The sequence below is a fragment of the Paraburkholderia piptadeniae genome (assembly GCF_900007165.1).
Classification (GTDB): domain Bacteria; phylum Pseudomonadota; class Gammaproteobacteria; order Burkholderiales; family Burkholderiaceae; genus Paraburkholderia; species Paraburkholderia piptadeniae.
On record NZ_CYGY02000047.1, the window covers coordinates 99,214 to 122,618 of the forward strand.

Genomic DNA, 23,405 nt, shown 5'->3' on the forward strand with positions numbered 1-23,405 from the left:
GGCATGCACGCACATATATGGGAGGATTCGTGACGTATCGCAGTGCTGTTGTGACGGGGGCCGCTGGCGTGATTGGCACCGCCACGGTGCTCAAATTGCTGGAGGACGGTCGCGGAGTCGTGGCGGTGGACACCAACGCCGATCGCCTGGCCGCGCTGAAGCAAAGCGCCAATGGAGAGATCGTCACCGTCTGTGTCGACGTAGCAGCCCCTGACGCGTCCGAGACGATTTCGCTGGCGGCCGAGGCCCTGCCAGTGCCGCCGACGATTCTGGTCAACAACGCGGGCATATCTCCCAAGCACAACGGACTGGCGGCATCAGCGCTGGACGTGACATTGGAAGAGTGGAACCGGGTTTTCGAGGTGAACGTGACGGCGGCGCTGCGGCTGGCAAAGGCCTTTATTCCCAACATGCAAGGGCAACGATGGGGGCGTATCGTCAACGTCACATCACGTGCCGGTAAGTCCAACGTCGGCAACGCCGGGCCCGCATACGTTACCAGCAAGGCGGCGCTACTCGGGTTGACGCGCTCGATCGCCTGCGACTATGCGCGTGATGGCATTACCTGCAATTCGGTCGCGCCGGGTGTCGTCGCCTCGCACCTATGGTCGACGATGCCGCCACAATTGATGCAATCGTTGGTCGACAAGACGCCCTTGGGTCGGGCCGGCACGGCACGCGAGATCGGCGCCGTGATCGCCTTCCTCGCGTCAGAGGATGCGGGTTTCGTGACGGGGGCCAGCTACGACGTGAACGGTGGGCAGAGCATGTTGTGAGGATAGGCGGCCCGTCAAACTGCCATGACGCAGGCCGAACGAGATGGGCAAAAACAACGAGACACCGCGCGCGATGTTGCCACCGGGTATCGGAAACGTTCTCAAGCGACTGCACTATCCGTTGGGACGTGGTCTTTGGAGTAACGAATGAACGACGTGATGGGAAAGCAACTGCGATCGCAAGCAGCGAGCCTGGCGAATCGGGATGACGCCGATCTTTGGAGATGGTTCTGCCTGATGTATGAGGACGGTCGACTTAGATGGTGCGCTTCGGGTTATGGTTGGCTGGTCAGCGTCGACCATAAGCACCTGGCTACTGAAGCGGACTTTGACAGCGCAATACGAATCGCGCGACAACGATTCGAGTCCGGCCGTCGACGGTTTCCGAAGGGAAGGCGGGAACCGCCGGGCCGTTCAAATTTTGCTGTCTCGACGGGCGTCGGGCGGATAGAACCCTGAAGTACGACGCACCGCAGCCGATCACATCCGGAGGGAGCCGGTGCCCGTGATAGAGAGATTCGCATTCTTCATCGCGCCATTTTACGCGGCCGTCCCACGTTTCAATGAAATCGTAGAAGAGCGAAAGCGTTTTCAATGGTCAAGCGTCTTCATGAAGGTACGGGGTCCAGCGCCGCGATGCGTTCAGTTCGGAAGGAGCGAGCCGCTACGAATCGGCTTGGCCCCGGCGATACACGCCACCTCCTGCCCCGCGGTGGCGAAGCGCGCACGCTGCCGCGCGTACAGCACTCCGGCTATGGAGCTGGTGATCGTGACGACGCGATCGGCCAGCGGATCGACGACATCGGCGATCTCCTGGCCGGGTTCGACCCAGACGCCGATCGGGGCGCGGAACACGAGCACACCGGAGATCGGCGCGAGGAGCGGCTCGGTGCCTGAGAACGGCGTGGCGTCGAACTCGAGCGGCGGCAATGGCGCGGGCGTCCCATCGATGACGCCGCGGTAGGTCAGATATTCGACGATCGCGTTCGCGTCGCGCTCGGCGAACGCGTAGGTCACGTCCGCCTGACCGCGCAGCTCGATTGTCACCGAGATCGAGCCGTTAGGTATTGGATAGCGCTCGCCATAGCGCGCGCGCAGCTCCGACCAGCAGAAGCTGTGGATCTCATCGAATGGATTGCCGATCGAATTGAGCGCGAACAGCGAGGCCTTCGAATCGAGATAGCGCGCGAGCGGCTCGACATCCGGCCACAAGTCGGGGTTCGTGAAGAGATGCATCGCGCCTTCGAAGTCGCAATGCAGATCGAGCACGACGTCGGCGTCGTACGACAGCCGCTGCAGCGCGAGACGCTGGGATTCGAGCTCGGTGGTCGGGGTCTGCTCGGCGAGCGCTTCTCGCATGGCGTCGCGCACGGCTAGCAGGTTCAGTTGCGCGTCGCCCGTCAGGCGAGATTCGATACGGGGGATCACGAGCGCGGCCAGGTCATGGAAGCTCCGGTTGAAGTTCGACGCAGTGCCCGTTTCGAAGCGGCCGAGCATGTGGCCGAGCAGCCGCTGGTTGAGGCCGATCGGATTCGGCACGGGCACTATGACGATTTCGCCGCGCAGCTTGCCCGCCGTCTCCAGCGCGGCGAGGCGCTTGCGTAGTGTCCAGGCGACGAGCATGCCAGGCAACTCGTCAGCGTGCAGCGACGACTGAATGTAGATCTTTTGCCCGCCCGCTGGGCCATAGTGGAAGCTCGTCAGGTGCCGCTGCGTGCCGAGCACCGGAGAGATCAACTGATGCGTTTGTGTTTGCATGAAGGTTTGAGCGCGCGCCGGATGGTACAGGCGCGCGGCATGAGGTATTGCGATTCAGGCGATCGATGCAGAACGTCCCGGCGCGCTGTGTGTCAGCTGCCGTACACGTCGAACGCGAAGTACCTGGCCTCGATCTTCTTGTAGGTGCCGTCCTTGATCATGTCTGCGATCGCCTTGTCGATCTTTGCCTTCAGGTCGGTGTCTTCCTTGCGCAGGCCGATGGCGGCGCCGCTGCCGAGCGTGCCCGCCGGATCGGTCAGCTCGCTGCCTGTGAACGCGAAGCCGGCGCCGCGCGCGGTCTTCAGAAAGCCCATGTCGGCCTGCACTGAGTCTTGCAACGCCGCGTCCAGACGGCCCGAGGTCAGGTCCGCATAGACCTGGTCCTGGTCCTGGTAGGGTATGACCTTCACGCCCTTCGGCGCCCAATTGATCTTTACATAGGTTTCCTGGATCGAGCCCTGTTCGACACCGACTGCCTTTCCTTTCAGCGCATCTGCCGTTGGCTGGAGGTTCGAGCCTTTCTTCGCGACCAGGCGAGTCGGCGTGTGGAACAGCTTCGCCGAGAACGCGATCTGCGCTTCACGCTGCGGCGTCATCGACATTGACGACAGCACGCCGTCGAACTTCTTCGCCTTCAGCGCCGGGATCATGCCATCAAACGCACTCTCGACCCAGACGCACTTCGCATTCAGCCGCTTGCAGATTTCGTTGCCCAGGTCGATGTCGAAGCCGACCAGCTGGCCGTTCACACTCTTCGATTCAAACGGAGGGTAACTCGCATCGACACCGAACCGGACGGTGGACCAGTCCTTCGCGCAGGCGGAGGTTGCGATCGCCAAGGCCGCGATGCACAGAGCAAATTTCTTCATTGACGTGGGTTCCCAATAGGTTGTGAAAGTTGGATTGATGGAGATGCCGGGAAATATCGAGCACGAAGTGCATCGAATGGGTTACTTGAGCCGTCCTGCCAGAAACTGCTGCAGCCGCTCGCTGCGCGGCGCGGTCAGCACTTCACGCGGGTCGCCTTGCTCCTCGATCTTCCCCTTGTGCAGGAAGACAACGTGGTTCGAAACATTGCGCGCGAACCCCATTTCATGCGTCACGACGATCATCGTCCGGCCTTCTTCTGCGAGCGCCTGCATCACTCTCAGCACTTCTCCGACGAGTTCGGGATCTAGCGCGGAGGTCGGTTCGTCGAACAGCATGACTTCCGGTTCCATCGCCAGCGCGCGGGCGATCGCCACGCGCTGCTGCTGGCCACCGGACAGATGCGACGGATACTTTTGCTCGACGCCGGCCGAAAGCCCTACTTTGTCGAGGTACTTTCGGGCGCGCGCTTCCGCGTCGCCGCGGCTCAATCCCAGCACGCTCACGGGTGCTTCGATGATGTTCTCGAGCACGGTCATGTGAGCCCACAGGTTGAAATGCTGGAACACCATCGACAGACGCGCGCGCATCATCCGCAGTTGCTTCGGATCGCTCACGCGCAGTCCGCCACTGCGGTCAGTTGTGGTGCGGATTTCCTCGCGGTTCAGAGTGATGCGTCCGGAGCACGGCAATTCGAGGAAGTTAATGCAACGCAGGAACGTGCTTTTTCCCGAGCCACTAGAACCAATCAGGCTGATCACGTCGCCGGCTTTCGCCTTGAGCGATACCCCCTTCAATACCTCGTTCTCGCCAAACTTCTTGTGCAGATCGTCGACAATCAGCTTGTACATTCTCAATGCTCTCCATCTGGGCTGAACGGATTCAGTGCCCTTGGGGTTTCAGATAAGCCAGCATTCGCATTTCCATGCGGCGAAATACCCAGATCAGGGCGAACACGATAGACGCATACAAAGCGGCCGCGATGCCGTATGCCTGGAACGTCATATAGGTGGCCGAGTTCGCGTCGCGTGCCACTTTCAGGATGTCGGGCACTGTCGCGGTGAAGGCTAGCGTCGTGGCGTGCAGCATCAGGATCACTTCATTGCTGTATGCGGGCAACGCGCGTCGCAATGCGGAGGGCAGGATGATGCGCGTATAGAGCTTGTAATTCGACATGCCATAAGCACGGGCGGCTTCGATCTCGCTGTACGAGGTCTCCTTGATCGCGCCGGCAAAGATCTCGGTGGCGTAGGCGCATTCGTTCAGCGTGAAAGCCACCAGCGTGCAGTTCATCGCGCTGCGAAAGAACTCTCCGAGCAGTTCGTGAGAATGGACGAAGTGCAGGCTATAGATGCCGGTGTAACAAAGCAGCAACTGGACATAGAGCGGTGTGCCGCGAAACACGTAGGTGTAGAGCCAGATCGGTCGCGAAAGAAAAGGGTTGCGCGACGCGCGCGCGATGGCGAGTGGCACGGCGAGCAGAAAGCCGAGTGCGATCGAAACGACCAGCAGCCAAAGGGTGATGACGAGGCCGCTGTAGTTGAAGCCGTCGCTGTAAAGATAGTTCGGCCAGTATTGGTGAAGGAGTTCGATCACAGCGCAGCCCTCCGCACACCGATCGAATAGCGCTTTTCGAGGCGGTGCAATGCCAGATTGGAAACGGTGGTGATCACGAGATAGATTGCACCGGTTGCGAGTGTGAAAAAGAAGAATCCCTGTGTCGCTTTGCCCGCGTCCTGAGCGGCCTTCACGACGTCGGCGAGGCCGATGATCGAAACGAGCGCGGTCGCCTTCACGAGCACCTGCCAGTTGTTTGCGATGCCTGGCAGCGCAAAGCGCATCATCTGTGGGAACAGAATGCGCGTGAACACACGCGTAGAGCTCATGCCGTATGCGAAGCCAGCCTCGAGTTGCCCGCGGGGAACGGCGAGAAAGGCACCGCGAAAGGTTTCGGTGAAGTACGCGCCGTAGATGAAGCCGAGCGTGATGACGCCCGCCACAAAGGGATCAATGTCGATTTGGTCCATCGCAAGCATGTCGGTCAGGTCGTTGAGCCAGATCTGAATGCTGTAGAACAGCAGCAGCATCAGCACAAGGTCGGGTACCGCGCGGATCAGCGTCGTGTACATCGCGCCGATGCGCGAGAGCATGCGATTGCGCGAGAGCTTCGCCGCGGCGCCGGCGAGGCCCAGCAGAAAGGCAGCAGCGAGCGAAAGCACCGCGAGCTTGAGAGTTTCCAGCGTGCCCGCGAGTAGAAGCGGGCCGAAGCCTTGAAAGAGCATGGAAGGATGTCCTTGGTGACAGGGAGCGCGCGCCGCGCGTCAGCGCAGCCCGTGCTCCTGTGTTGATACGAGTGAATGCGGCAACACTTAACCGCCGTACACGTCGAAGTCGAAATACCTCAACTCATTCCTCTTGTGTTCCGTCCTCGGTCATGCGGACGATAGCCGTTCGGTCTTCGCCCTTGAGCGAGGCACGTTTCTTCATGAAAGTCGCCGAAATCGATGTTTGATGCGGCATCGCGGACGCGTGCGCCCGTATCGAAAGCGTTAGATGCCTGAGTCAGACGTCCGAGGCCGGTTCCGCATCTTGTATATACAATTATCGAGACATTGCGGGAACCAACAATCGGTGTTATCACCAAGACACGCTCGATGCGCTATTTGAAAGCCCCTTATTTTGAGGCGTAAAACAATTGAAAAGGAAAACCAGGGGCGGGTGGAAGTGGCATGGATGAGATCAATCGCGCATCCAATTGCAGGCTTGTCCATACAACTTGGACAGGTTCTTGGAAGCTGCCTGCTTTTCGTCGGTGGAGTTTGATCAGGGATTTTCCGGTTATGCGGCAAGGAATGACATTGTAGATTCAATAACAATCGTGTAGTTTACGCTACATGAACACGTCAACGATCTGGTGCCTGCTGGTCCTCACGCTTCCAACCGAAAACGCCACCGCCCGCATGCGGTTCTGGCGTGCGCTGAAAGCCAAGGGGTGTGCGGTGCTGCGCGATGGCATCTATCTGCTGCCTCACACGGAGGAGCGCGAGCAGATGTTGCGCGAACTGGCGGGCGCGATCGCAGATAGCGGTGGCACCGCGCATCTGCTGCGTGCGCCGAGCCTCGATGCAGCGCAGGAAGGAGAATTCCGCGCGCTTTTCGACCGCAGTGACGACCATGCGGAGTTCATCCGCGCGCTGAAGGATGCGCGCAAAACGGTTTCAGGCCAGTCCGCGGCTGACCTGACAAAGCTGCTTCGGCGACTGCGCAAAGACTACGAAGCCATCGCCGCGATCGACTACTTTCCGGGCGATGCCGCAACACGCGCCGAGGCTGCATGGCAGGACTTCATCGGTCTGGTTGACACCGTGCTGTCACCGGGTGAACCCCATTCCGCCGAGCGGCCCATCCGCAGCCTGTCGATCAGCGACTATCAGGGGCGCGACTGGGCCACGCGGCAACACATGTGGGTCGATCGCGTCGCGAGCGCGTGGCTGATCCGGCGCTTCATCGATCGCGATGCGCGCTTCATCTGGCTTACATCGGCCAGCGCTTGCCCGGCCAACGCACTCGGTTTCGACTTCGACGGCGCCGCGTTCACCCACATCGGTGAACGCGTGACGTTCGAGGTGCTGGTCGCCAGCTTCGGTCTCGACAAGGATCCCGCCTTACTTCGGCTTGGCGAGATGGTCCACGCGCTCGACGTGGGCGGCGCCCCCGTCCCCGAAGCCATCGGCTTCGAAGCCGTGATGGCAGGGGCGAGGGAGCGGGCGGCAGATGACGATCAGTTGCTCGACGAAATGGGACGCGTGCTGGATTCGCTCTATACGCACTTTATGTCGGCCGCGAAAAGCCGCGACGCCGGAGCGCGATCATGAGCGCCACGACGGTGCCATCGCCGGGCTACACGCTCGGCCAGTTGGTCCTCTATATGCTGCGCCTTGGCACGTTCGGGTTCGGCGGACCTGTAGCGCTCGTCGGCTATATGCACCGCGATCTTGTCGAGCAGCGCAAATGGATCAGCGAGTCGGATTACCGCGAGGGACTGGCGCTCGCGCAGATGATGCCGGGGCCGCTGGCGGCACAGCTCGGCATCTATATGGGCCACGTGCACTATCACATCGTCGGTGCAACGCTTGCCGGTATTGCTTTTGTGCTGCCGTCGTTCCTGATGGTGGTCGGCCTTGGCTGGGCCTATGCCCATTTTGGCGGGCTTTCATGGATGCAGGCGGCCTTCTATGGAGTGGGTGCCGCAGTCGTCGGGATCATCGCGATGAGCGCATACAAGCTCACCACGAAGACGATCGGCAAAAACAGGCTCCTGTGGGCGTTTTACCTGACACTCGCGGCGGTGACGGTCATCACCGAATCGGAGATCGCGTGGCTGTTCATCGCGTGCGGCCTCATCAACTGGTTCGTCGTTGCTCCGCCGAGATGGTTGAGCAAGGGCGGCCTGAATGCTACAGCAGCGGCACAACTGCCGGCCGCGAGCGGCGTGCTCAGTGGTCTCGACTGGCCGCTGCTCGGCCAGATTGGCTTGTTCTTTACGAAAGCAGGCGCTTTCGTATTCGGCTCGGGACTCGCAATCGTCCCGTTCCTTTACGGCGGCGTGGTCACCGAGCATCACTGGCTCAACGACAAGCAGTTCGTCGATGCCGTGGCCGTCGCGATGATTACGCCGGGCCCTGTCGTGATCACCGTCGGCTTCATCGGCTATCTGGTGGCGGGGCTCGCGGGCGCCTGCATGGCGGCGCTCGGCACCTTCCTGCCCTGCTATCTCTTCACGGTGCTGCCGGCGCCGTACTTCAAGAAGTACGGCAAGCTGCCCGTCGTCAAGGCGTTCGTCGACGGCATCACTGCCGCGGCCGTCGGCGCCATTACCGGCTCGGTGATCGTGATCGCGCGGCGCTCGATCGTCGACTGGCCGACTGTTCTGCTCGCACTCGCGACTGTCCTGCTGTTGTGGCGCTTCAGGAAGCTGCAGGAGCCGGTCGTCGTCATCTCCGCTGCGCTCATTGGTCTTGCTGTGTACCCGCTCATCCACACGCACGCCATTTGACGTACGCGCGTGCTCACACCCGCGAGGACAACATTCATGGCATCACGTCGCACATTCCTCCACAGCACGGCTGCCGTCGGCGCCGGCGTTCTGCTGGCACAGGCGGGGACTGCACACACGGCGGACGAATCCGGTCATCCCGCAGGAAGTCTACCTGTCACATCGAGTTCGGTGCGAAGGCCGCCGCATAAGTTGACGCCTTCATGGAGAACATCAACCGGGCCAGTGTCGCGACACGGTTCGCGTCCCTGGGCCACTGAACGCGCCACGCTCAATCACGTCGGCGCGGCTCCCGCTAATCAACGCAAAGGAGTCGATCATGAGATGGGTTACACGCGAACGCCCGAAAGTCGACCGCATTGCCTGCCCCTGGCTCGTCCAGCGTTTCATCGATCCCGATGCCGAGTTTCTCTACGTGCCGCGAGACGATGTCATGCAGGTCGCCGCTGAGACGGAAGCCACGCCTTATGATGTCCCCGACGTGGAACTGGGCCACCATGGTGAGTTCTACAGCTTCGACGCGTTCCTCGACACATACCAGTTGACCGATCCGGCGTTGCACAAACTCGCACGTATCGTTCGTGGTGCCGATACGGGGCGCCTTGACCTCGCGCCGGAAGCGGCGGGCCTTTACGCGATTTCCGCCGGGCTATCGCGCATCTTTGCAGACGATCACGAACAGCTGCGTTACGGCATGCTCCTTTATGACGCGCTGTATGCGTGGTGCAAGAACGATGCGCGCACCTAGATGCATGACTGAGGGAGCGGGCAGGTTACGGTTGTCTGCGGTGCTTCCCGACGGAGTCCAGCAAGGCGCCTTCATCCTGCTGGTTGCGCGGGGGCTGCGTGGCATGTGCGACGGCTTTATCGCGGTGCTGCTACCCGGCTATCTTCTTGCGCTCGGCTTCGGACAACTGGCGGTCGGACTGATCAGCACGACGACATTGTTCGGTTCGGCCGTCGCGACGCTCCTGGTCGGTCTCGTGGGAAATCGCTTTGCGCTGCGCGGCCTGTTGCGCTTTGCGGCGGCACTGATGATGTCCACCGGCTTTGCGTTTGCAGGCCTGTCAACGCTGTGGCCGCTACTGGTCGTCGCATTTGTCGGCACGCTGAATCCGAGCTCGGGTGATGTCAGCCTGTTTCTTCCGCTTGAACATGCGAGGCTCGCCGAATCCGCAACGGGTGATGCACGAACCGGGCTGTTTGCGCGCTACAGCCTCGTTGGCGCGCTGTCCGCCGCACTCGGCGCACTCGCCGCCGGGCTGCCTGACTGGATCGCTGCCCACTCGGCTGCTTCGCCACTCACGGCAATGCGCGTCATGTTTATCGTCTACGCGATGGCAGGGGGAGTTGTCTGGCTGCTCTACGGGCGCCTGCCGGCGCGCGCGTCGAACATCGAGACGCCGCGTGTACCGCTTGGGCCCTCGCGCGGCATCGTCACGCGACTTGCGCTGCTGTTCAGCGTCGACGCCTTTGCCGGGGGACTTCTCGTCAACTCGCTGCTGACCCTGTGGTTGATCCAGCGGTTCGGACTGTCGCTGGGTGCAGCCGGCCAGTTCTTTTTCTGGGCAGGGCTGCTCAGCGCAGGTTCGCAACTTGCTGCCGCACCCTTGTCACGCCGCATCGGTCTGCTCAACACGATGGTCTTTACGCATATCCCCTCGAGTGTGTTCCTGATTGCAGCCGCGTTTTCGCCGTCCCTCACGCTGACCTTTGCGCTGCTCCTCGCGCGCAGTGCGCTTTCACAGATGGACGTGCCCACGCGCAGCGCCTACGTGATGTCAGTCGTCACGCCGGGGGAGCGTCCCGCCGCGGCGAGCTTTACAGCGGTCCCACGAAGCCTGGCAGCCGCGGTCGCGCCCACTCTCTCAGGGGCCCTGCTGGGCCTCGGGTGGCTCGGCGCCCCTCTTGTCGCGTGCGGCGTGCTGAAGATCGCGTACGACCTTTCGCTGCTCGCCGCATTCCGTCACGTTAAACCCGACGGAGGTTCGTCATGAACAATCGCTTCGGCATGAATCATGGACACGTCGCGATGGCGTTCGTCATGCTCGCGATCGTCGCAATTGCAGCACTGATCGTCCATCGGGACTCAAATGCGGCCGGCAAATCCGTAGCCGCGGAGTTGCCGATGACGCACGTCGCCGACATTCCGCTACCAGGCCGCGCGTCCAGGCTCGACTATGAAAGTTTTGACCCGAACCGGCATCTGCTGTTCATCGCGCACCTGGGCGACAGTGAAGTCATCGTCTTCGACACGGAGACATCACGCGTCGTCGCTCGCATCGGCAATATCGCCGACGTACACGGCGTGCTGGCGATACCGGAACAGTCACGCGTGTATGCGTCCGCGACGGGTACGAACGAGGTTGTTGCGATCGACGAGGCCACCCTGAAAGTCACCGCGCGAATGCCAGGTGGCGTCTATCCGGATGGAATGGCCTATGCGCCGGACACCCGGAAACTCTATGTATCGGACGAGACGGGCGGGACCGAAACAGTGATCGACACCCAATCCAATCGCCGCATCAACACCATCCCGCTGGGCGGCACCATCGGCAACACCCAGTACGACGCCGCGTCCCGCCACGTCTTCGTCAACGCGCAGTCGCGACGGCAACTCGTCGAGATCGACCCAACGAACGATGCGATCGTCGCGCGCATCGAACTGCCCGGCGCGAAAGGCAATCACGGCCTTTATATCGTTGCGCAACTGCATCGCGCGTTTATCGCCTGCGAAAACAATGCCAGGCTTCTCGAGTTGAACCTGGACACGAGACAGGTCGTCCGGTCGTTTGACGTCGGTGAAGGTCCCGACGTGCTCGCATTCGATCCCGGGTCGGGCACGCTTTATGTTGCTGGCGAAGCAGGCATCGTATCGATGTTCGCCGTTGGCTCCTCAACCGTGTCGAAGACCGGCGAGGGCAGCATCGGGCCCAACGCGCATGTGGTGGGAGTCGATCCATCGACGCATCGCGTCTATTTCCCGTTGAAGAATGTCGACGGACGTCCGGTGCTGCGCGTAATGGCGCCCCGGTGAATTTTGGTGTCCCGGGACGCGATGACAGACAGGTTTGGCTGATTTCAGCGCCGGAGGTTGGACACGAAAGCGCTCTCAATGCGGGCGGGACTTCTGGCAGCGACCTCGACCCTCGCCGCAGCCCCGCACGAAAGCGATGGCATGCTCGTCGACGAGCATGGGATGACCCTGTATGTGTTGCACGGAAAGCCCCTATTGTCGTACGGAGACGGGTGATACGAGTACCGCGTTACGGATCACCGCGTGCATGTTGGCTGAACGGATCACTGTCTGTTGCTGAAGTCCCAGCAGCGTGGTGATCGCCGAAGGGACCGCGACGTATTGCGTTTCGACGACCGTCACCAGGTGTGCCAGGCGATAGAGCTTTTCCCTGTACAGTGCGCCGTACCATAGCGGCATGTCGCCGCTCGCGTTACGCACGGCGACATGCGAACGCCACATCCGGAGCACCAGACGGCTCCCCGATACGTCAGGCTCCGCGCGCACCAGGAGAAGTTGAGAGGGTTCGCCCTGCGAGTACTTCGGCAGCACCGGCAACTGGTCGGCGTGGGTCTGTGGCAGCAGCCAGCCAAGCGCCGAGCGCACGGACCAGGCAGGTGCGGGCTCCCAGCCGGCCCGCTTCAGTGCGCCCATGATGGCTTCGTCGTTTGCCGCCCATTGCAGGGGCAGCGGCTCTTCCTCGTCGCCACCGATTTCTGTCCGCCGTGCCGGCAACTGTTGCCAGCCGGTGTCGAGCCATTGGGCAGTGGACAAATAAGTGGTGGGTCGCCAAACCTGGGAAATCTCCCTGGCGTGCTGCGCGTGTCCGGAGAACTGCCACGCTCCGGCAACTGCGAACGTTCCGACGACCAGCAGCGCCAGGGGCCCGGGGCGCACATCGTCGGAAACATGCCACCAGGTGTATGCGCCGGCAAACACGGCGAACCACGCGAGGCCGAGTGCCCAGCCGCCAAGCAGTCCGGAGGGCCACGTCCGGCCGAGGTATAGATCGGCCAGTCCGCCCACCACGATCCAGAGCGCGACTGCCGTGAGGACTCCGACGCGCCAGGGCGAAGGTTGCCGGCGGGTAAGCACCCACCCGAGGTACGCGTAGGTCAACAGGCTGAACGCTGCCAGCCCGTCTGGCAGCGGAGTGTGCGGATTGCCGGGCTGCCAGGTGAGCGGCCACGCGCCGTTCGCATGAAACCCGACGAACGGAGACAGCACGACGCCGACTCCAACCACGGCAATCCACCAGGCCGCCGACTTCCAGCTTCTTTGCAGAACAAGCCATACAAGCACAATCGCGGCAATTGCAAAGACCATTGGGCGGCCATTCAATACGGCAACGCCCGTCATCAGCGAATCGATCGGCGTGATATGCAGCGATCGCAGAAACGTGTAGAGCGACGTGTCCGCCCGCATCAGCGGATCGTTGGCAATCACGTCCTGTAGCACAGCGCCGAAAAGCCAGACACTGCCAATGAAAAGCAGCGCTAGTGCCGCCAGGGTAGCAAATTCGGGAGCGTCGGGGTCGATGATCCGCCGCAATTGCGCGCCGAACCGCGGATAGCGGCGAGCCCAATGAAGCATTGCCCGCGCTGCAACGTGTTTCGTCTCTGGGAAGACCCGCTCGACCATCAGCCTGACCGTGCGAACAACGAGCCAGAGCACGCCAGCAAGAAGAATCATGATCACCGCAAGGCGCGCGCTCACGGCTTCGGCCAGGGACGCGGATGCGCCGAACAGGATACCGGGTGCGATATGCGCGGGTGCCCAGGCCAGCGCCGAAGCGACGTTGGTCGGATAGAACCTGAGCCGGTCCATGCGCGCGGCGCCTACCACGAGCGGCACGATCGCCCGCACTGGTGCGAAGAACCGGGCGAATACGATGCTCTTGCCACCGTGCCGCTCGACAAACTGCTCACCGCGCAACCAGGCAGCCTCATGGCCATGCGCTCGCCACCAGGCGCCGACCTGGACGTGATAACGCCGTCCGAGTTCGTAGCTCAGGCCGTCACCGACGACCGCGCCCAGCGCGGCCACGCCGATGGTGAGCCAGCCGTTCACCGCCCCGGCGCCGATCAGTGCGCCGGCGACGAACATGACCGCTCCTGCGGGCACGAATGTACCGATTGCCGCAAACGACTCCGCGCATGCGGTGGCAAACACCACGGTGAGCACGAGATACGGACGTTCGCTCAACGACATCAGCAGGGCATGTATCGACATATCTGTTCCGCGATCACGCCGCTTCGGGGCCGGGCCCGGCCAGCTCATCCCGTTCGAACCGCCCGTAGCGCAGGGCCAGCGTCGGTAGCACGATGAGGTTCAGCGCCGTAGAGGTAATCAGGCCACCCAGGATCACGATCGCCATCGGCCCTTCGATCTCATTGCCGGCTGCGCCGCTCGTCACCGCAAGCGGCAGCAGCGCCAGCGCGGTCACGAGTGCCGTCATCAGGATCGGCACGAGCCGCTCCGAGGCACCGCGCACGGCAGTATCCGGGTTCCACTGCAGCCCATCGACGTGCACCAGGTGCTCGTAGTGGCTGATCAGCATGATCGAATTGCGCAGGGAAATGCCGAAGAGCGTGACAAAGCCCACCATGCTACCGAGCGACAGGTTCGCGCCTGTCAGCACCACGCCTAGCACGCCACCCACGAGCGCGAAAGGCAGATTGACCATGACCAGCATCACGCCCCGGCGGCTTTTGATAGCCAGGAACAGCAGCAGCGCAATGCCCACCAGCGACATCGCCCCGTACACCAGCAGGTCACGTTGCGACTGCGCGCGCGCTTCGCTTTCGCCGGCAAATACCGCGTAGGTCCCTTGAGGCATGCTGATTTCGCGGCTTACTCGCGCCTGTGCCTCCTTGACGAAGTTGCTCACAGGCCGGCTACCGAGATTGACGGACACGGTTTGCATCCGCCGGCCGCCATCGTGGGTGATCTGATAGCGGCCGGAGACCTGACGAATGGTTGCGAGATCGCGCAGCGGCACAGAGAGACCATCAGGATTACGCAGCATCAGCGCACCGACGCCGTCAAGCATGGCGCGCTCCCGAGGGGCAAGGACCGCGACCACGTCGTACGTGCGGCTACCCTGATAGACCTGCGAAATGGTCGTGCCCTGGTACGCAGCCTGGATCGCGTCGAGCACCTCCACCGGCCTGAAACCCCAACGGTTTAGCTGATCGAGCTTGAGCTTCACGTCCAGTTCCGGAATGCCCGGAGGCGATTCCACCCGCACGCTTGCCGCGCCCCGGATCGACCCGAGCACGCGCGCGATCTCCTGCGCCTTGCGGTCGATCACGTCGAGGTTGTCGCCAAACACGTTCACGACGACGGGCGCAGTAACGCCCGAAATCGTCTCGTCAATGCGTTCGACGAGGAACGTGTTGACGGAAGTGGTCAACCCCGGGAATCGGGCGAGTGCCTGATTGATACGGTAGAGCGCCCAGCTCTGTCCAGATGCGCTCATCGGCTTCAGATCGACCTCGAACTCGGAGAGCTGCACCCCGGCGGGGTCGACAACCTCGTTGGCGCGGCCCGCGTGCTGCGCGACAAGGCGCACGCCGGGCACCTGCATCAGAGCGTGCGAAACCTGCGTGCCGATGCGCATGGATTCGCCGAGCGACGTGCCGGGCGCAAGGCCCATATGCACGATGTAGTGTCCCTCGCGCAACTCTGGAATGAAGTTGCCGCTCATGAACGGGACCGAAGCGAGTGCCGCCACGCACATGAGCGAGACCGCCATCATCACGGTCTTCACACGCTGCTCGACTTTCATCAGCAGTGCGGTATAGCGGACCTTCAGACGTGCGATCAGCTTTGGCTCGTGTTCCGGCAACGGCCCGCGCACGAGGAGTGCGAGCGCCATCGCGGGGGTGAGCGTCAGCGCCACGCACAGTGAAGCGAGCACGGCAAGGATGTAGGCGACGCCAAGTGGCGCAAAGAGCTTGCCTGCGACGCCTGAAAGCGTGAGCACAGGCAGAAAGATCAGCATCACGATGAAGGTGGCGAACACCACCGCGCTACGGACCTCGAACGACGCACGCAGCACCACGCGAAACGCGGGCAAGGGCTTGGGCAGGCGGCGGTTTTCCCGCAGCCTGCGGTAAATGTTCTCGACATCGATGATCGCGTCGTCGACTACCTCGCCCAGTGCAATGGCAAGGCCGCCGAGCGTCATCGTGTTCAGGCTCACACCGAATGACGTCAGCACAATGATTGCAACGAGCAGCGAAAGCGGAATGGCTACTGCGGAAATCACGGCTGTGCGCACGTTGAGGAGAAACAGGAACAGCACGGCAATGACCAGCACGGCACCGACGAGCAGCGCCGTGCGCAGGTGACCGACCGAGGCATCGATAAAGTTCGCCGGCCGGAATACGTCGGCATTCACGGCGACCCCCTGTTTATCGAGCACCGGCCGCAGGGTCGACATTGTTTTCTCGATGTCCTTTGTGACCGCAAGCGTGTTGGTACCGTACTGGCTCTCCAGCACCAGCATCACACCCGGCTGGCCCATGATCGAGGCCGCGCCCACGGCGGGCGCTGCACCCCAGGTCACCGACGCAACATCGCCCAGGCGAACGGCTGCGCCGTTGCTCCAGTGCAGCACGATGGCCGCGAGCTTGTCCGGTGTCGTGATCTGGCCGTCCGCGTTGACGGCGATACGCTGGTTGTCGTTCTCGATGAAACCTGCGCCACGCACCCCTGTGGATACGCGCGCCGCGGCCATGACGTCCTGCATCGAGAGGCCGTAGCGCATCAGCTTCGCGGCGTCGACCTGGATCTGGAGCTGACGCGTTTGTCCGCCGAAGACGATGACGTCCGCCACGCCGGGCACGCTGAGCAGTTGCGGCCTGATGGTCCACTGCGCGATGTCATACAGCTCCATCAGGGAATGCTTCTGCGAGGTCAGGCCGACAGTGCGCACGACACTGGTCGTGGTGGTGAGCGGCAGAAGCTTGGGCGGCATGACGCCGGCGGGCAGGGTTGCCGCGAGTGCATTCACCCGCTCGGAGACCAGTTGCCGGATCTGCATCACGTTCGCATGTTCGCCGAAGACCAGTGTAATGGCGGACAGGCCCTGGATCGACCGGGAGCGCATCGACTGCAGGCCGACCATGCCACCGAGGCCATTCTCGATCGGCTGCGTCACGAGCGTCTCGACCTGTTCGCTGGTCAGGCCCGGCGCTTCGGTCTGGACAATGCTCATGGGCGGAGCGAACTCCGGAAATACATCGAGCTTCGCGCGTGTCAGGGTGTAGAGACCGTAGCCGGCTGTGATGATGGCCAGCGCATAGATAACGCCGCGAAAGCGCAGCGAGAACCGGATAATTGCGTTGAGCATGAGCAGTCGTTAGATTCGTGTCTTGCCGGGCGAAATGACGGGTCAGTCATCGCATTCGGGCGGGTCCTTGCAGGCCGTCGCGATGCCTTGAGGCTTCTGTTCTTCGGAGAGCAGCAGCTGGGCACCCTGCGTGACGACACGGTCTCCTGCGTGAAAACCGGAGGTCACGAGCAAGCCCCGATCGCCCTCGTTGCTTGCGGGTACATAGCGCCGCGTGAAGTGATCCTGTGCCGTTTGTACGTACGCCCACTGCTGTCCGCCGTACCAGACGACGGCGGCATCGGGAATGACAAGCATCTGTGAGGCCGGCACCGGCGTTGGCACATGCGCGCTGGTGCGGGTGCCGACAGGCAATGCCCGGTCCGCCGCGTAAAACCAGGGGATGCCCTGCACCGATGGATCGGCGAGCGGTGAAACCGACAGCTTCGTTGCGGCGACAACCTGGCCGTCCGGAGCGTCTGCCGTAATGCGCGCGGGCGCTGCACCCCTGAACCCCACGGGCAGCGTGACCCGCAGCACGACCATGCGGCCCGACTGCAGCCGCTGGAACAGGTCGGACCCCGGGCTCATCGACGCGCTCGCGAGCACATCACCGAACTGCTGGCGCATCGTCGCTTCCAGTCCGCTCACTGCGGCCGTGGCTGACTTCAGCTTCGCCTGATCGGCCTGCATGACAGCACGCGCATCCTGCAGGGTTTTCTGCGAGACGTTGCGGTCGTCCTGAAACAGCACGTTGCTGCGCTCATACTGCGTGTGTGAATTGCCGGCCTGGGCGGTCAGCGTACCGAGATCGGCACGCGCGGCGGCCAGCCGGTTACTCAGATCAAAAAGCGGCTGCAAGTCGACGACCGTTGCCCACGCCGTGCTGTCAGGTTGCACGGTGGCGAGGGCGAGCGGCGCAACCTCGATGTGACTCGCCTTCTGGACAGCCGGGCTGACGGTCACCACGGTTTCACCGTTAATCGTCTGCACCCCCGGCTGAGGTGCTGCCGTGGCGGTCGCCGCCGATGCCGACGGTCCCGGGTAAAGCGTCTTATAGATGTACCAGCACCCGCCAGCGGCCAGCGCGAGTGTAATGGCGCAAAACAGTAGCAGCCGGGGTTTCATCACCGTGGTTCCTGTTGTGTCAGAGATTCGTTTGCCTGCTCGGGTTCAAGGGGAAGTTGCATGGCATCCTCGAGCGCACCGGCTGCCTGTCGTGCGGCGAGAACGGCATCCAGGTGCGACATTTCGTTTGCCTCGTAGTCGGCATTCGCCTGCGTGAGCGTCAAACGGTCGGTGTCGCCAGCGGCAAAACCGGCCGCCTGGCTATCGAGCTGATGCCGGGCGATCGTGAGGTGGCGGGCCGAGATCTGCACGGCGTCAAGGCTCGCCCGATAGTGCGCGAGGGCATGATCCAGATCGCCGAGAATCGAGTCCTGCAAGGCGGCCGTGCGCGCGGCTGCTTCCTTGCGCTTCGCCTCGGCCTGGGCAATGGGTCCCTGGTTCTGGTCGAAAACCGGCAACGTAATGCCCGCAAGCCCGAACCCGATCTTGTGCGTGCCGGTGTCGTAGGTGTAGCCGGGTCCGAGATGGATATCGGGATACTGTTTGGCCACTTCGAGCTGGAGTGCCGACTCGGCCGCCGCATATTCGGAGAGCGAAGCAAGCAGATCAGCTCGATGGAAAATGGCGTCGCGCTGTGCATCAGCGGCAGGCGGCGCAGCCGGTGCCATACCGAATTCGCCGAGGTTGAACTGGATGCCGTCGAGCGCTGCCACCGGCACGCCGATCGCCGACGCCAGCTGCGCCTGGGCATCCTGCCGGGCGCTTTGGGCCGCGGCCAGATCAGCCTGCGCCTGGGTCGCCACGAGAACGGCCGCGTCGACGTCCGGTCCCGAGTTCTCACCGACTGAGCGGCGCTTGCTGACCATCTGTACGACCTGTTGCAGGGCCTCGGTCTTGCGCGACAGGAATGCCGAACGTTCCTGTGCGGCGTACAGCGCGAGCAGCGCATCCCGGACCTGCCCCCGGACCTTCCACGCTTCGTTGCCAATCGCAAGGCGTGCAGCTTCCGACAGGTGTGATGCCTGATCGACACGGTAGCCGCGCTTGCCCGCGGTCTCGATCGGAATGTCCAGTGCTGGGCCCCATATGAAGGGCGCGCCCGGTCCGGGATTGGGCGTCGCGAACTGCAGCGGCAACTGCACGACCGGGTTCGGAATCGTGTCGGCGACCTGAATGCCGGCTTTCGCGGTACCCCATTGGGCGCGCGCGATATCGAGAGCGGGACTGTAGTACCAGGCCGCGAGCGTAAGCATCTGCCTGTCCCAGCGCGGGACGGGCCACGGCTGGACGTCGTGACCCAGTTCCCTTGTGAGAAAGGCTCGCAGGTCTTCGCTCGCGAGCGAGCGATCCTCGAACTGTTGTGCCAGCTGCGCGGGCGCGATCGGCTGTGCGTGATAGGTCGCACAACCGGCCAGCAGAGCGATGACAATCAGTATTGCTCGGCGCATTCCGGCATCCGTTGGTCTCGCTGCCGCCCGAGGAGGCGGCTCCAGACCCGGATGCTACGCAACCGGTTGTGAAATTTTCGTCAACAAGGTGGCGGATCAGCCTCTGGCCGTGCCTCCGGGGCCTGCCAGCGGCAGGTTCAGCGACACGCGTGTGCCGCGATGCGGCTCACTTTGGATCTGTATTGCCCAGCCATGCCGGTCGCAGATCTTTTTCACGATCGACAGGCCAATACCGAAACCCTGTTTTCCAGTCTGCGTCGGGGAGGCCCGGTAGAACCGGTCGAAAACGTGTGGCAACGCCTGCTCCGGGATGCCCGAGCCCGTGTCTTCGATATGCAACCAGCCGTCCACGTAGGAAAAATGCACGCGACCGTGATCGGTGTAACGCGCGGCATTGTCGATCAGGTTCGAAAGGGCAATCGCCAGGGCGGATGGGTTTACTTTGACCTGAACGCTGCTATCGATGTCGATCACCGTATGCAGGCCACTGTCCGCAAAGCGACCTTCAAATGGCGTGAGCGTGGTTCCGATCAAGCTCGCGAGCCTGACGGGTTCGACACGCTGGGTGGGATCGTCGCGAGCAAGCATCAGTAGCGCATTGACGAGGTCGTGCATGCTGTCCGCCGCGCGGCTAATCTGCGCAAGCCGGGCGCGTGACTTGCCACTGACTGCCGGATCCTGTTCGAGCAGTTCGCAACTGGTCTTGATCGCCGTGAGCGGCGTGCGCAGCTCGTGGCTCACGTCGCCGGTAAAATCTTTCTCTCGCGCGATCATGTCCGCCATGCGCCGATGATAGTCGTTAAATGCCTCGACGAGCCCAATGAGTTCGGCTTCGTCATACCTGCCTGGATTGATCAAAGCCGTGCTTTCATGCCGGAGCGCCTTGACCTGACGGGCAAGTCCCGCGACCTGGCGCACCAGCAGTCCTGAGACGCCGAACGAAAGCCAGACCGTCAGCAGCGCAAAGAGCCCCGTGCCGGCCATGAGCACGTTGATCATCTCCCTGAAATGTTTTTCGTAACTGCTGAAGTCGTAGACACGGTAGAGCCGGGCCCCTCCGACTGCGGCAATTGCAACGTGAATCTCCTTGCCGCCGACCTCGATCTCGCGCGTTCCCGCAGGCAAGGTGGCGACGCTCGCCGGCAGGATGATCGTGGACTTGTCCGCCGCTGAGACGAAGCCGCTCAGGCGCTCGTCGAAGGGCGGCAGCAGCGACGGATTCGCCTGATAGCTTCTCATCACGCTGGCCATGTCATCATGAATCAGTGCCGCAATGAGCCTCTCTTCCTGTGCTTCGGCAAGCACCCTGACGCCCAGCGACTGGGCAACGAGCAGCACGATCGTCAGCACGGAGAAAACGAACGCGACCTTGAAGCGCAGGCTATGACGCATCGGTGTCGCCCGCGACGAGCCGGTAACCAAGCCCGTGGACAGTTTCGATCAACTCCGCCTCGCCTCGTTGCGTCAAGGCCTTGCGCAACGTGTAGATGTGCGCGCGCAGCGTGTCGCTGCCAGGCAGTTCGTCACCCCAGACCTCTGTCTCGAGTTCGGTACGGCCGAATACCCGCCCCGGTGATTGCATCAGAATGCGCAGCAAGTGCAGGCATTTGGGCTGCAGCCTGATGACCCGGCCGGCGCGCTCGACGGCGAGCGTCGTCAGATCGAGCCGCACGTCTGCGAATCGCAGTTCGTTCGTGGCAACCCCGCCCCGATATCGCTTGATGAGCGCGCCCAGCCGGGCGCCTACCTCCTTGAGCGAAAACGGCTTGACGAGGTAGTCGTCGGCGCCATGTACGAAGCCTGCGAGCTTGTCGTCGAGCGCGTCTTTCGCGGTGAGCATCAAAACCGGCGTGTCCCTGTGCGCTTCTTCGCGCAACTTGCGGCACAGCGTCAGTCCGTCCATTCGCGGCAGCGACAGATCGAGCAGGATCGCGTCCCATGAATCGGAGACGGCCATCTTCAGACCGGTTTGGCCATTGGAGGCGCGATCGACCTCGTAGCCGCTCGCTTCCAGATAGTCATAGAGGTTCGCGGCGATCGCAGGATCGTCCTCGACAATGAGCACCTTCATAACGTATTGTTTGTCGATCTTTCGTTGACGCTCTCAGGGTTGAGCTGCTGAAAGCCTGGGGAAAACTTTAGTTGGATCATCAGGCCTCGCTGCTCAAGACCGTTTCCGGGCGAAAGTCTCGCCCGGTGTTGTTCCGCGATGCGCCGGACAATCGGCAACCCCAGACCACTACCTGACCTGACCTGGCGTGGCCGTTGCCGCAGTAAAACGCTCCCACATTCGTGCGCGCTCGGCCTCTGGAATACCCGGACCCGTGTCGCAGACTTCAAGCATCGCACAGTTGTCTTCCTGCCGCACAATAACGTCGACACGCGAACGCGCGCCGGCGTCTTTCGAGGACCGAGACACGCTGATGCGGACCTCGCGTGATCCGCTCGCGGCGCGCTTTGCTGACCTACGGCTGCGATAGCCGGTCCGGAACAATGCTTGCTGTTCGCAAGGCAGATCAACCGAAGGAGCGCGACATGGCCGAACAGCACAAACCCGGCGAGAAGATCCAGACATCTGGTATCTACATGGCGGTGAAAGAAGGCGACGGCGGCTCCGGCTTCGAAGTGACGTGTGTGTCGATGTCGACGGCGCGCATTTTCCGCCCACGCGCAGCGGCAAAGGTGGACAAGCACTATGAGTAAGCCGCCTGGAACACGGTCAATACTTCCTGCTCTGGTGCTTTTGCTCGCCGGCTGTGCCGTCGGCGGCATGCCATACACCGGGATGCACCTCACTCCAACAGAGTGCCGCGACCTGGCGGCGCTCAGGACCAACGCGCCACCTACGATGGCGCAACACCATAGCGAACTAGCTGCGCTGAGGAAAGCGGGCTACGACCCGTCACCGTGGTATGACGATCCGTACTACCCGGAAGATCTACAAGAGGCACAGCGCCTGGTCGACTATTGGTTCCAAACGGAGTGCCAGCACCTTCAACCCGGGTGAGAAGCCAAGGTGAATACGAACATCTCCCGGCTTAGCGCGTACCAACTGTGCGTCGCATCGCGGCGGTGATCCGTTGAAGGACGGATGACTACGCCGACCAGTCTGCCGCGATCTGCGTCAGCGTCTTTCGCAGCCAGACGCTGCCAGGATCAGCTTGATCGCGAGGATGCCATGCGGCGAACAGTGAAAATCCGCGCGCCTCGAACGGCAGCTCGAACACATCGAGCACGTCGCGATAGCGCGTGACGAGCCGCGACGGCAGCGTCGAGACATAGTCCGTGCGAATGAGCAACTCGGGCACGAGCGTAAAGTGCTGAACCGACAGCGCAACGCGGCGCGCGCGCCCAAGCGCCTGCAAATGCTCGTCCATGAAGCCAAAAAAACTGCCACCGCTCGTCGAAACGAGCACATGGCCCAGCGCACAGTAGCTATCGAGATCAACCGGCGCGAGTCCGCGCGGATGCCCTTTGCGCTGCACAAAGACGAAGTGCTCGTCGTAAAGTTTGCGCGCCTTCGTCCACGCCGGAACCATCCGCTCCGAACCGATCAGCAGATCGATCTCGCCGCGCTCGAAGCGCTCGACGCTCGTCAATTGCTCCGCGGCGACGAACGCGAGTTGCACGCCCGGCCCCGCATGCTCGGGCCACGACTGCATCAGCTGAAAACCGAGCACAGCGATCGCCTGATCGCTGGCGGCAATCGTGAAACGGCGCGTGTCGGCGAACGGATCGAAGGCCGGCTGCTGGCGAATGACGGCTTCGAGATGGTTGAGTACCTCATGGAGGGGCGTCATCAGCGCAATGGCGCGCGCACTTCTTGTCATGCCGCGGCCGCTCGGCGACGGAATCAGGAGCGGATCACCGAAGATCTGCCGCAGGCGCGCGAGCTGCGTCGAGAGCGCCGGCTGCGTCAGATGCAGCCGCTCGGCCGCGCGCGTTACATTGGCTTCCTCGAGCAGCGCATCGAGCGACACCAGCAGATTCAGATCGATTCCTCTCAAATCAAACACGTTGATAGGTCCAATGTTGACTATTGATTTCAAGAATATGTCGGCCACTACTACAGTTCAAT

Annotated in this window: 20 protein-coding genes and 1 pseudogene; 9 read left to right on the forward strand and 12 right to left on the reverse strand. The window is 62.4% G+C overall.

Annotated features, from left to right (window positions below):
* Nucleotides 1-29 precede the first annotated feature (29 nt).
* Both BN2476_RS24515 and BN2476_RS48385 read left to right on the forward strand, forming a co-directional pair.
* Nucleotides 30-776 (forward strand): SDR family NAD(P)-dependent oxidoreductase, encoded by a 747-nt coding sequence (locus BN2476_RS24515; protein WP_160111747.1) that lies wholly within the window; start codon nucleotides 30-32, stop codon nucleotides 774-776.
* Nucleotides 777-819: 43 nt separating this feature from the next.
* Nucleotides 820-900 (forward strand): annotated as a pseudogene (locus tag BN2476_RS48385) (IS6 family transposase); the annotation flags it as partial.
* 518 nt (nucleotides 901-1,418) lie between these two features.
* Here the strand turns inward: BN2476_RS48385 and BN2476_RS24525 are convergent.
* From BN2476_RS24525 to BN2476_RS24545, 5 genes are all read right to left on the reverse strand, one after another.
* Nucleotides 1,419-2,534, reverse strand: a complete 1,116-nt coding sequence (locus BN2476_RS24525) for a succinylglutamate desuccinylase/aspartoacylase family protein (protein WP_087736756.1) — start codon at nucleotides 2,532-2,534, stop codon at nucleotides 1,419-1,421.
* A 92-nt stretch (nucleotides 2,535-2,626) separates the two neighbouring features.
* Complete coding sequence (locus BN2476_RS24530) at nucleotides 2,627-3,403, reverse strand: ABC transporter substrate-binding protein (protein ID WP_087736757.1); 777 nt, start codon at nucleotides 3,401-3,403, stop codon at nucleotides 2,627-2,629.
* Nucleotides 3,404-3,484: 81 nt separating this feature from the next.
* Nucleotides 3,485-4,252 (reverse strand): ABC transporter ATP-binding protein, encoded by a 768-nt coding sequence (locus tag BN2476_RS24535; protein WP_087736758.1) that lies wholly within the window; start codon nucleotides 4,250-4,252, stop codon nucleotides 3,485-3,487.
* Between the two features lie 31 nt (nucleotides 4,253-4,283).
* Nucleotides 4,284-4,997: an ABC transporter permease gene (locus BN2476_RS24540; protein ID WP_087736759.1), complete on the reverse strand. Its 714-nt coding sequence runs from the start codon at nucleotides 4,995-4,997 to the stop codon at nucleotides 4,284-4,286.
* The gene (locus tag BN2476_RS24545; RefSeq protein ID WP_087736760.1) at nucleotides 4,994-5,683 is read right to left on the reverse strand and encodes an ABC transporter permease; all 690 of its coding nucleotides are present in this window, start codon (nucleotides 5,681-5,683) and stop codon (nucleotides 4,994-4,996) included. The genes BN2476_RS24540 and BN2476_RS24545 overlap by 4 nt, the downstream gene beginning before the upstream one ends.
* A gap of 612 nt (nucleotides 5,684-6,295) precedes the next feature.
* Between BN2476_RS24545 and BN2476_RS24550 the strand changes: the two genes are divergently transcribed.
* The 5 genes from BN2476_RS24550 to BN2476_RS24570 all read left to right on the forward strand — a co-directional run bounded on the left by BN2476_RS24550 (nucleotide 6,296) and on the right by BN2476_RS24570 (nucleotide 11,494).
* On the forward strand, nucleotides 6,296-7,276 hold the full coding sequence (locus BN2476_RS24550) for a chromate resistance protein ChrB domain-containing protein (protein WP_087736761.1): 981 nt from the start codon (nucleotides 6,296-6,298) through the stop codon (nucleotides 7,274-7,276).
* Nucleotides 7,273-8,457, forward strand: coding sequence for a chromate transporter (locus BN2476_RS24555; RefSeq protein WP_087736762.1), 1,185 nt, complete (start codon nucleotides 7,273-7,275; stop codon nucleotides 8,455-8,457). The genes BN2476_RS24550 and BN2476_RS24555 overlap by 4 nt, the downstream gene beginning before the upstream one ends.
* A gap of 319 nt (nucleotides 8,458-8,776) precedes the next feature.
* Nucleotides 8,777-9,205, forward strand: coding sequence for a chromate resistance protein ChrB domain-containing protein (locus BN2476_RS24560; protein WP_087736763.1), 429 nt, complete (start codon nucleotides 8,777-8,779; stop codon nucleotides 9,203-9,205).
* Nucleotides 9,192-10,454 (forward strand): MFS transporter, encoded by a 1,263-nt coding sequence (locus tag BN2476_RS24565; protein ID WP_087736764.1) that lies wholly within the window; start codon nucleotides 9,192-9,194, stop codon nucleotides 10,452-10,454. Before BN2476_RS24560 ends, BN2476_RS24565 begins: the two co-directional genes overlap by 14 nt.
* Nucleotides 10,451-11,494, forward strand: coding sequence for a YncE family protein (locus BN2476_RS24570; RefSeq protein ID WP_087736765.1), 1,044 nt, complete (start codon nucleotides 10,451-10,453; stop codon nucleotides 11,492-11,494). The genes BN2476_RS24565 and BN2476_RS24570 overlap by 4 nt, the downstream gene beginning before the upstream one ends.
* Before the next feature lie 192 nt (nucleotides 11,495-11,686).
* Here BN2476_RS24570 and BN2476_RS24575 read toward each other — a convergent pair whose 3' ends face one another.
* The 6 genes from BN2476_RS24575 to BN2476_RS24600 form a co-directional block, all read right to left on the reverse strand.
* Complete coding sequence (locus BN2476_RS24575; RefSeq protein WP_438942899.1) at nucleotides 11,687-13,684, reverse strand: VTT domain-containing protein; 1,998 nt, start codon at nucleotides 13,682-13,684, stop codon at nucleotides 11,687-11,689.
* A gap of 34 nt (nucleotides 13,685-13,718) precedes the next feature.
* Nucleotides 13,719-16,832 (reverse strand): efflux RND transporter permease subunit, encoded by a 3,114-nt coding sequence (locus tag BN2476_RS24580; RefSeq protein ID WP_087736767.1) that lies wholly within the window; start codon nucleotides 16,830-16,832, stop codon nucleotides 13,719-13,721.
* A 42-nt stretch (nucleotides 16,833-16,874) separates the two neighbouring features.
* The gene (locus BN2476_RS24585) at nucleotides 16,875-17,939 is read right to left on the reverse strand and encodes an efflux RND transporter periplasmic adaptor subunit (RefSeq protein ID WP_087736768.1); all 1,065 of its coding nucleotides are present in this window, start codon (nucleotides 17,937-17,939) and stop codon (nucleotides 16,875-16,877) included.
* A complete protein-coding gene (locus BN2476_RS24590) occupies nucleotides 17,939-19,327 on the reverse strand; it encodes a TolC family protein (protein WP_087736769.1) in 1,389 nt (462 codons plus the stop codon). The genes BN2476_RS24585 and BN2476_RS24590 overlap by 1 nt, the downstream gene beginning before the upstream one ends.
* Before the next feature lie 96 nt (nucleotides 19,328-19,423).
* Nucleotides 19,424-20,719, reverse strand: a complete 1,296-nt coding sequence (locus BN2476_RS24595) for a sensor histidine kinase (RefSeq protein ID WP_087736770.1) — start codon at nucleotides 20,717-20,719, stop codon at nucleotides 19,424-19,426.
* Nucleotides 20,709-21,398, reverse strand: coding sequence for a response regulator transcription factor (locus tag BN2476_RS24600; RefSeq protein ID WP_087736771.1), 690 nt, complete (start codon nucleotides 21,396-21,398; stop codon nucleotides 20,709-20,711). The genes BN2476_RS24595 and BN2476_RS24600 overlap by 11 nt, the downstream gene beginning before the upstream one ends.
* Before the next feature lie 464 nt (nucleotides 21,399-21,862).
* Here BN2476_RS24600 and BN2476_RS47035 point away from each other — a divergent pair, with 464 nt between their 5' ends.
* Both BN2476_RS47035 and BN2476_RS24605 read left to right on the forward strand, forming a co-directional pair.
* A complete protein-coding gene (locus tag BN2476_RS47035; RefSeq protein WP_162497889.1) occupies nucleotides 21,863-22,030 on the forward strand; it encodes a hypothetical protein in 168 nt (55 codons plus the stop codon).
* Complete coding sequence (locus tag BN2476_RS24605; protein WP_087736772.1) at nucleotides 22,023-22,334, forward strand: DUF4148 domain-containing protein; 312 nt, start codon at nucleotides 22,023-22,025, stop codon at nucleotides 22,332-22,334. The genes BN2476_RS47035 and BN2476_RS24605 overlap by 8 nt, the downstream gene beginning before the upstream one ends.
* An 88-nt stretch (nucleotides 22,335-22,422) precedes the next feature.
* On the opposite strand, the gene BN2476_RS24610 is transcribed toward BN2476_RS24605, so the two are convergent.
* The gene (locus tag BN2476_RS24610) at nucleotides 22,423-23,343 is read right to left on the reverse strand and encodes a LysR family transcriptional regulator (RefSeq protein WP_235850942.1); all 921 of its coding nucleotides are present in this window, start codon (nucleotides 23,341-23,343) and stop codon (nucleotides 22,423-22,425) included.
* Between the last annotated feature and the right edge of the window lie 62 nt (nucleotides 23,344-23,405).

Coding starts and splice junctions, on each gene's coding strand:
- BN2476_RS24525 (WP_087736756.1), bottom strand. CDS start 2,534: ATGCAAACACAAACGCATCAGTTGATCTCTCCGGTGCTCGGCACGCAG.
- BN2476_RS24530 (WP_087736757.1), bottom strand. CDS start 3,403: ATGAAGAAATTTGCTCTGTGCATCGCGGCCTTGGCGATCGCAACCTCC.
- BN2476_RS24535 (WP_087736758.1), bottom strand. CDS start 4,252: ATGTACAAGCTGATTGTCGACGATCTGCACAAGAAGTTTGGCGAGAAC.
- BN2476_RS24545 (WP_087736760.1), bottom strand. CDS start 5,683: ATGCTCTTTCAAGGCTTCGGCCCGCTTCTACTCGCGGGCACGCTGGAA.
- BN2476_RS24550 (WP_087736761.1), top strand. CDS start 6,296: ATGAACACGTCAACGATCTGGTGCCTGCTGGTCCTCACGCTTCCAACC.
- BN2476_RS24555 (WP_087736762.1), top strand. CDS start 7,273: ATGAGCGCCACGACGGTGCCATCGCCGGGCTACACGCTCGGCCAGTTG.
- BN2476_RS24560 (WP_087736763.1), top strand. CDS start 8,777: ATGAGATGGGTTACACGCGAACGCCCGAAAGTCGACCGCATTGCCTGC.
- BN2476_RS24565 (WP_087736764.1), top strand. CDS start 9,192: ATGCGCGCACCTAGATGCATGACTGAGGGAGCGGGCAGGTTACGGTTG.
- BN2476_RS24570 (WP_087736765.1), top strand. CDS start 10,451: ATGAACAATCGCTTCGGCATGAATCATGGACACGTCGCGATGGCGTTC.
- BN2476_RS24575 (WP_438942899.1), bottom strand. CDS start 13,684: ATGTCGTTGAGCGAACGTCCGTATCTCGTGCTCACCGTGGTGTTTGCC.
- BN2476_RS24580 (WP_087736767.1), bottom strand. CDS start 16,832: ATGCTCAACGCAATTATCCGGTTCTCGCTGCGCTTTCGCGGCGTTATC.
- BN2476_RS24585 (WP_087736768.1), bottom strand. CDS start 17,939: ATGAAACCCCGGCTGCTACTGTTTTGCGCCATTACACTCGCGCTGGCC.
- BN2476_RS24590 (WP_087736769.1), bottom strand. CDS start 19,327: ATGCGCCGAGCAATACTGATTGTCATCGCTCTGCTGGCCGGTTGTGCG.
- BN2476_RS24595 (WP_087736770.1), bottom strand. CDS start 20,719: ATGCGTCATAGCCTGCGCTTCAAGGTCGCGTTCGTTTTCTCCGTGCTG.
- BN2476_RS24600 (WP_087736771.1), bottom strand. CDS start 21,398: ATGAAGGTGCTCATTGTCGAGGACGATCCTGCGATCGCCGCGAACCTC.
- BN2476_RS47035 (WP_162497889.1), top strand. CDS start 21,863: ATGGCCGAACAGCACAAACCCGGCGAGAAGATCCAGACATCTGGTATC.
- BN2476_RS24605 (WP_087736772.1), top strand. CDS start 22,023: ATGAGTAAGCCGCCTGGAACACGGTCAATACTTCCTGCTCTGGTGCTT.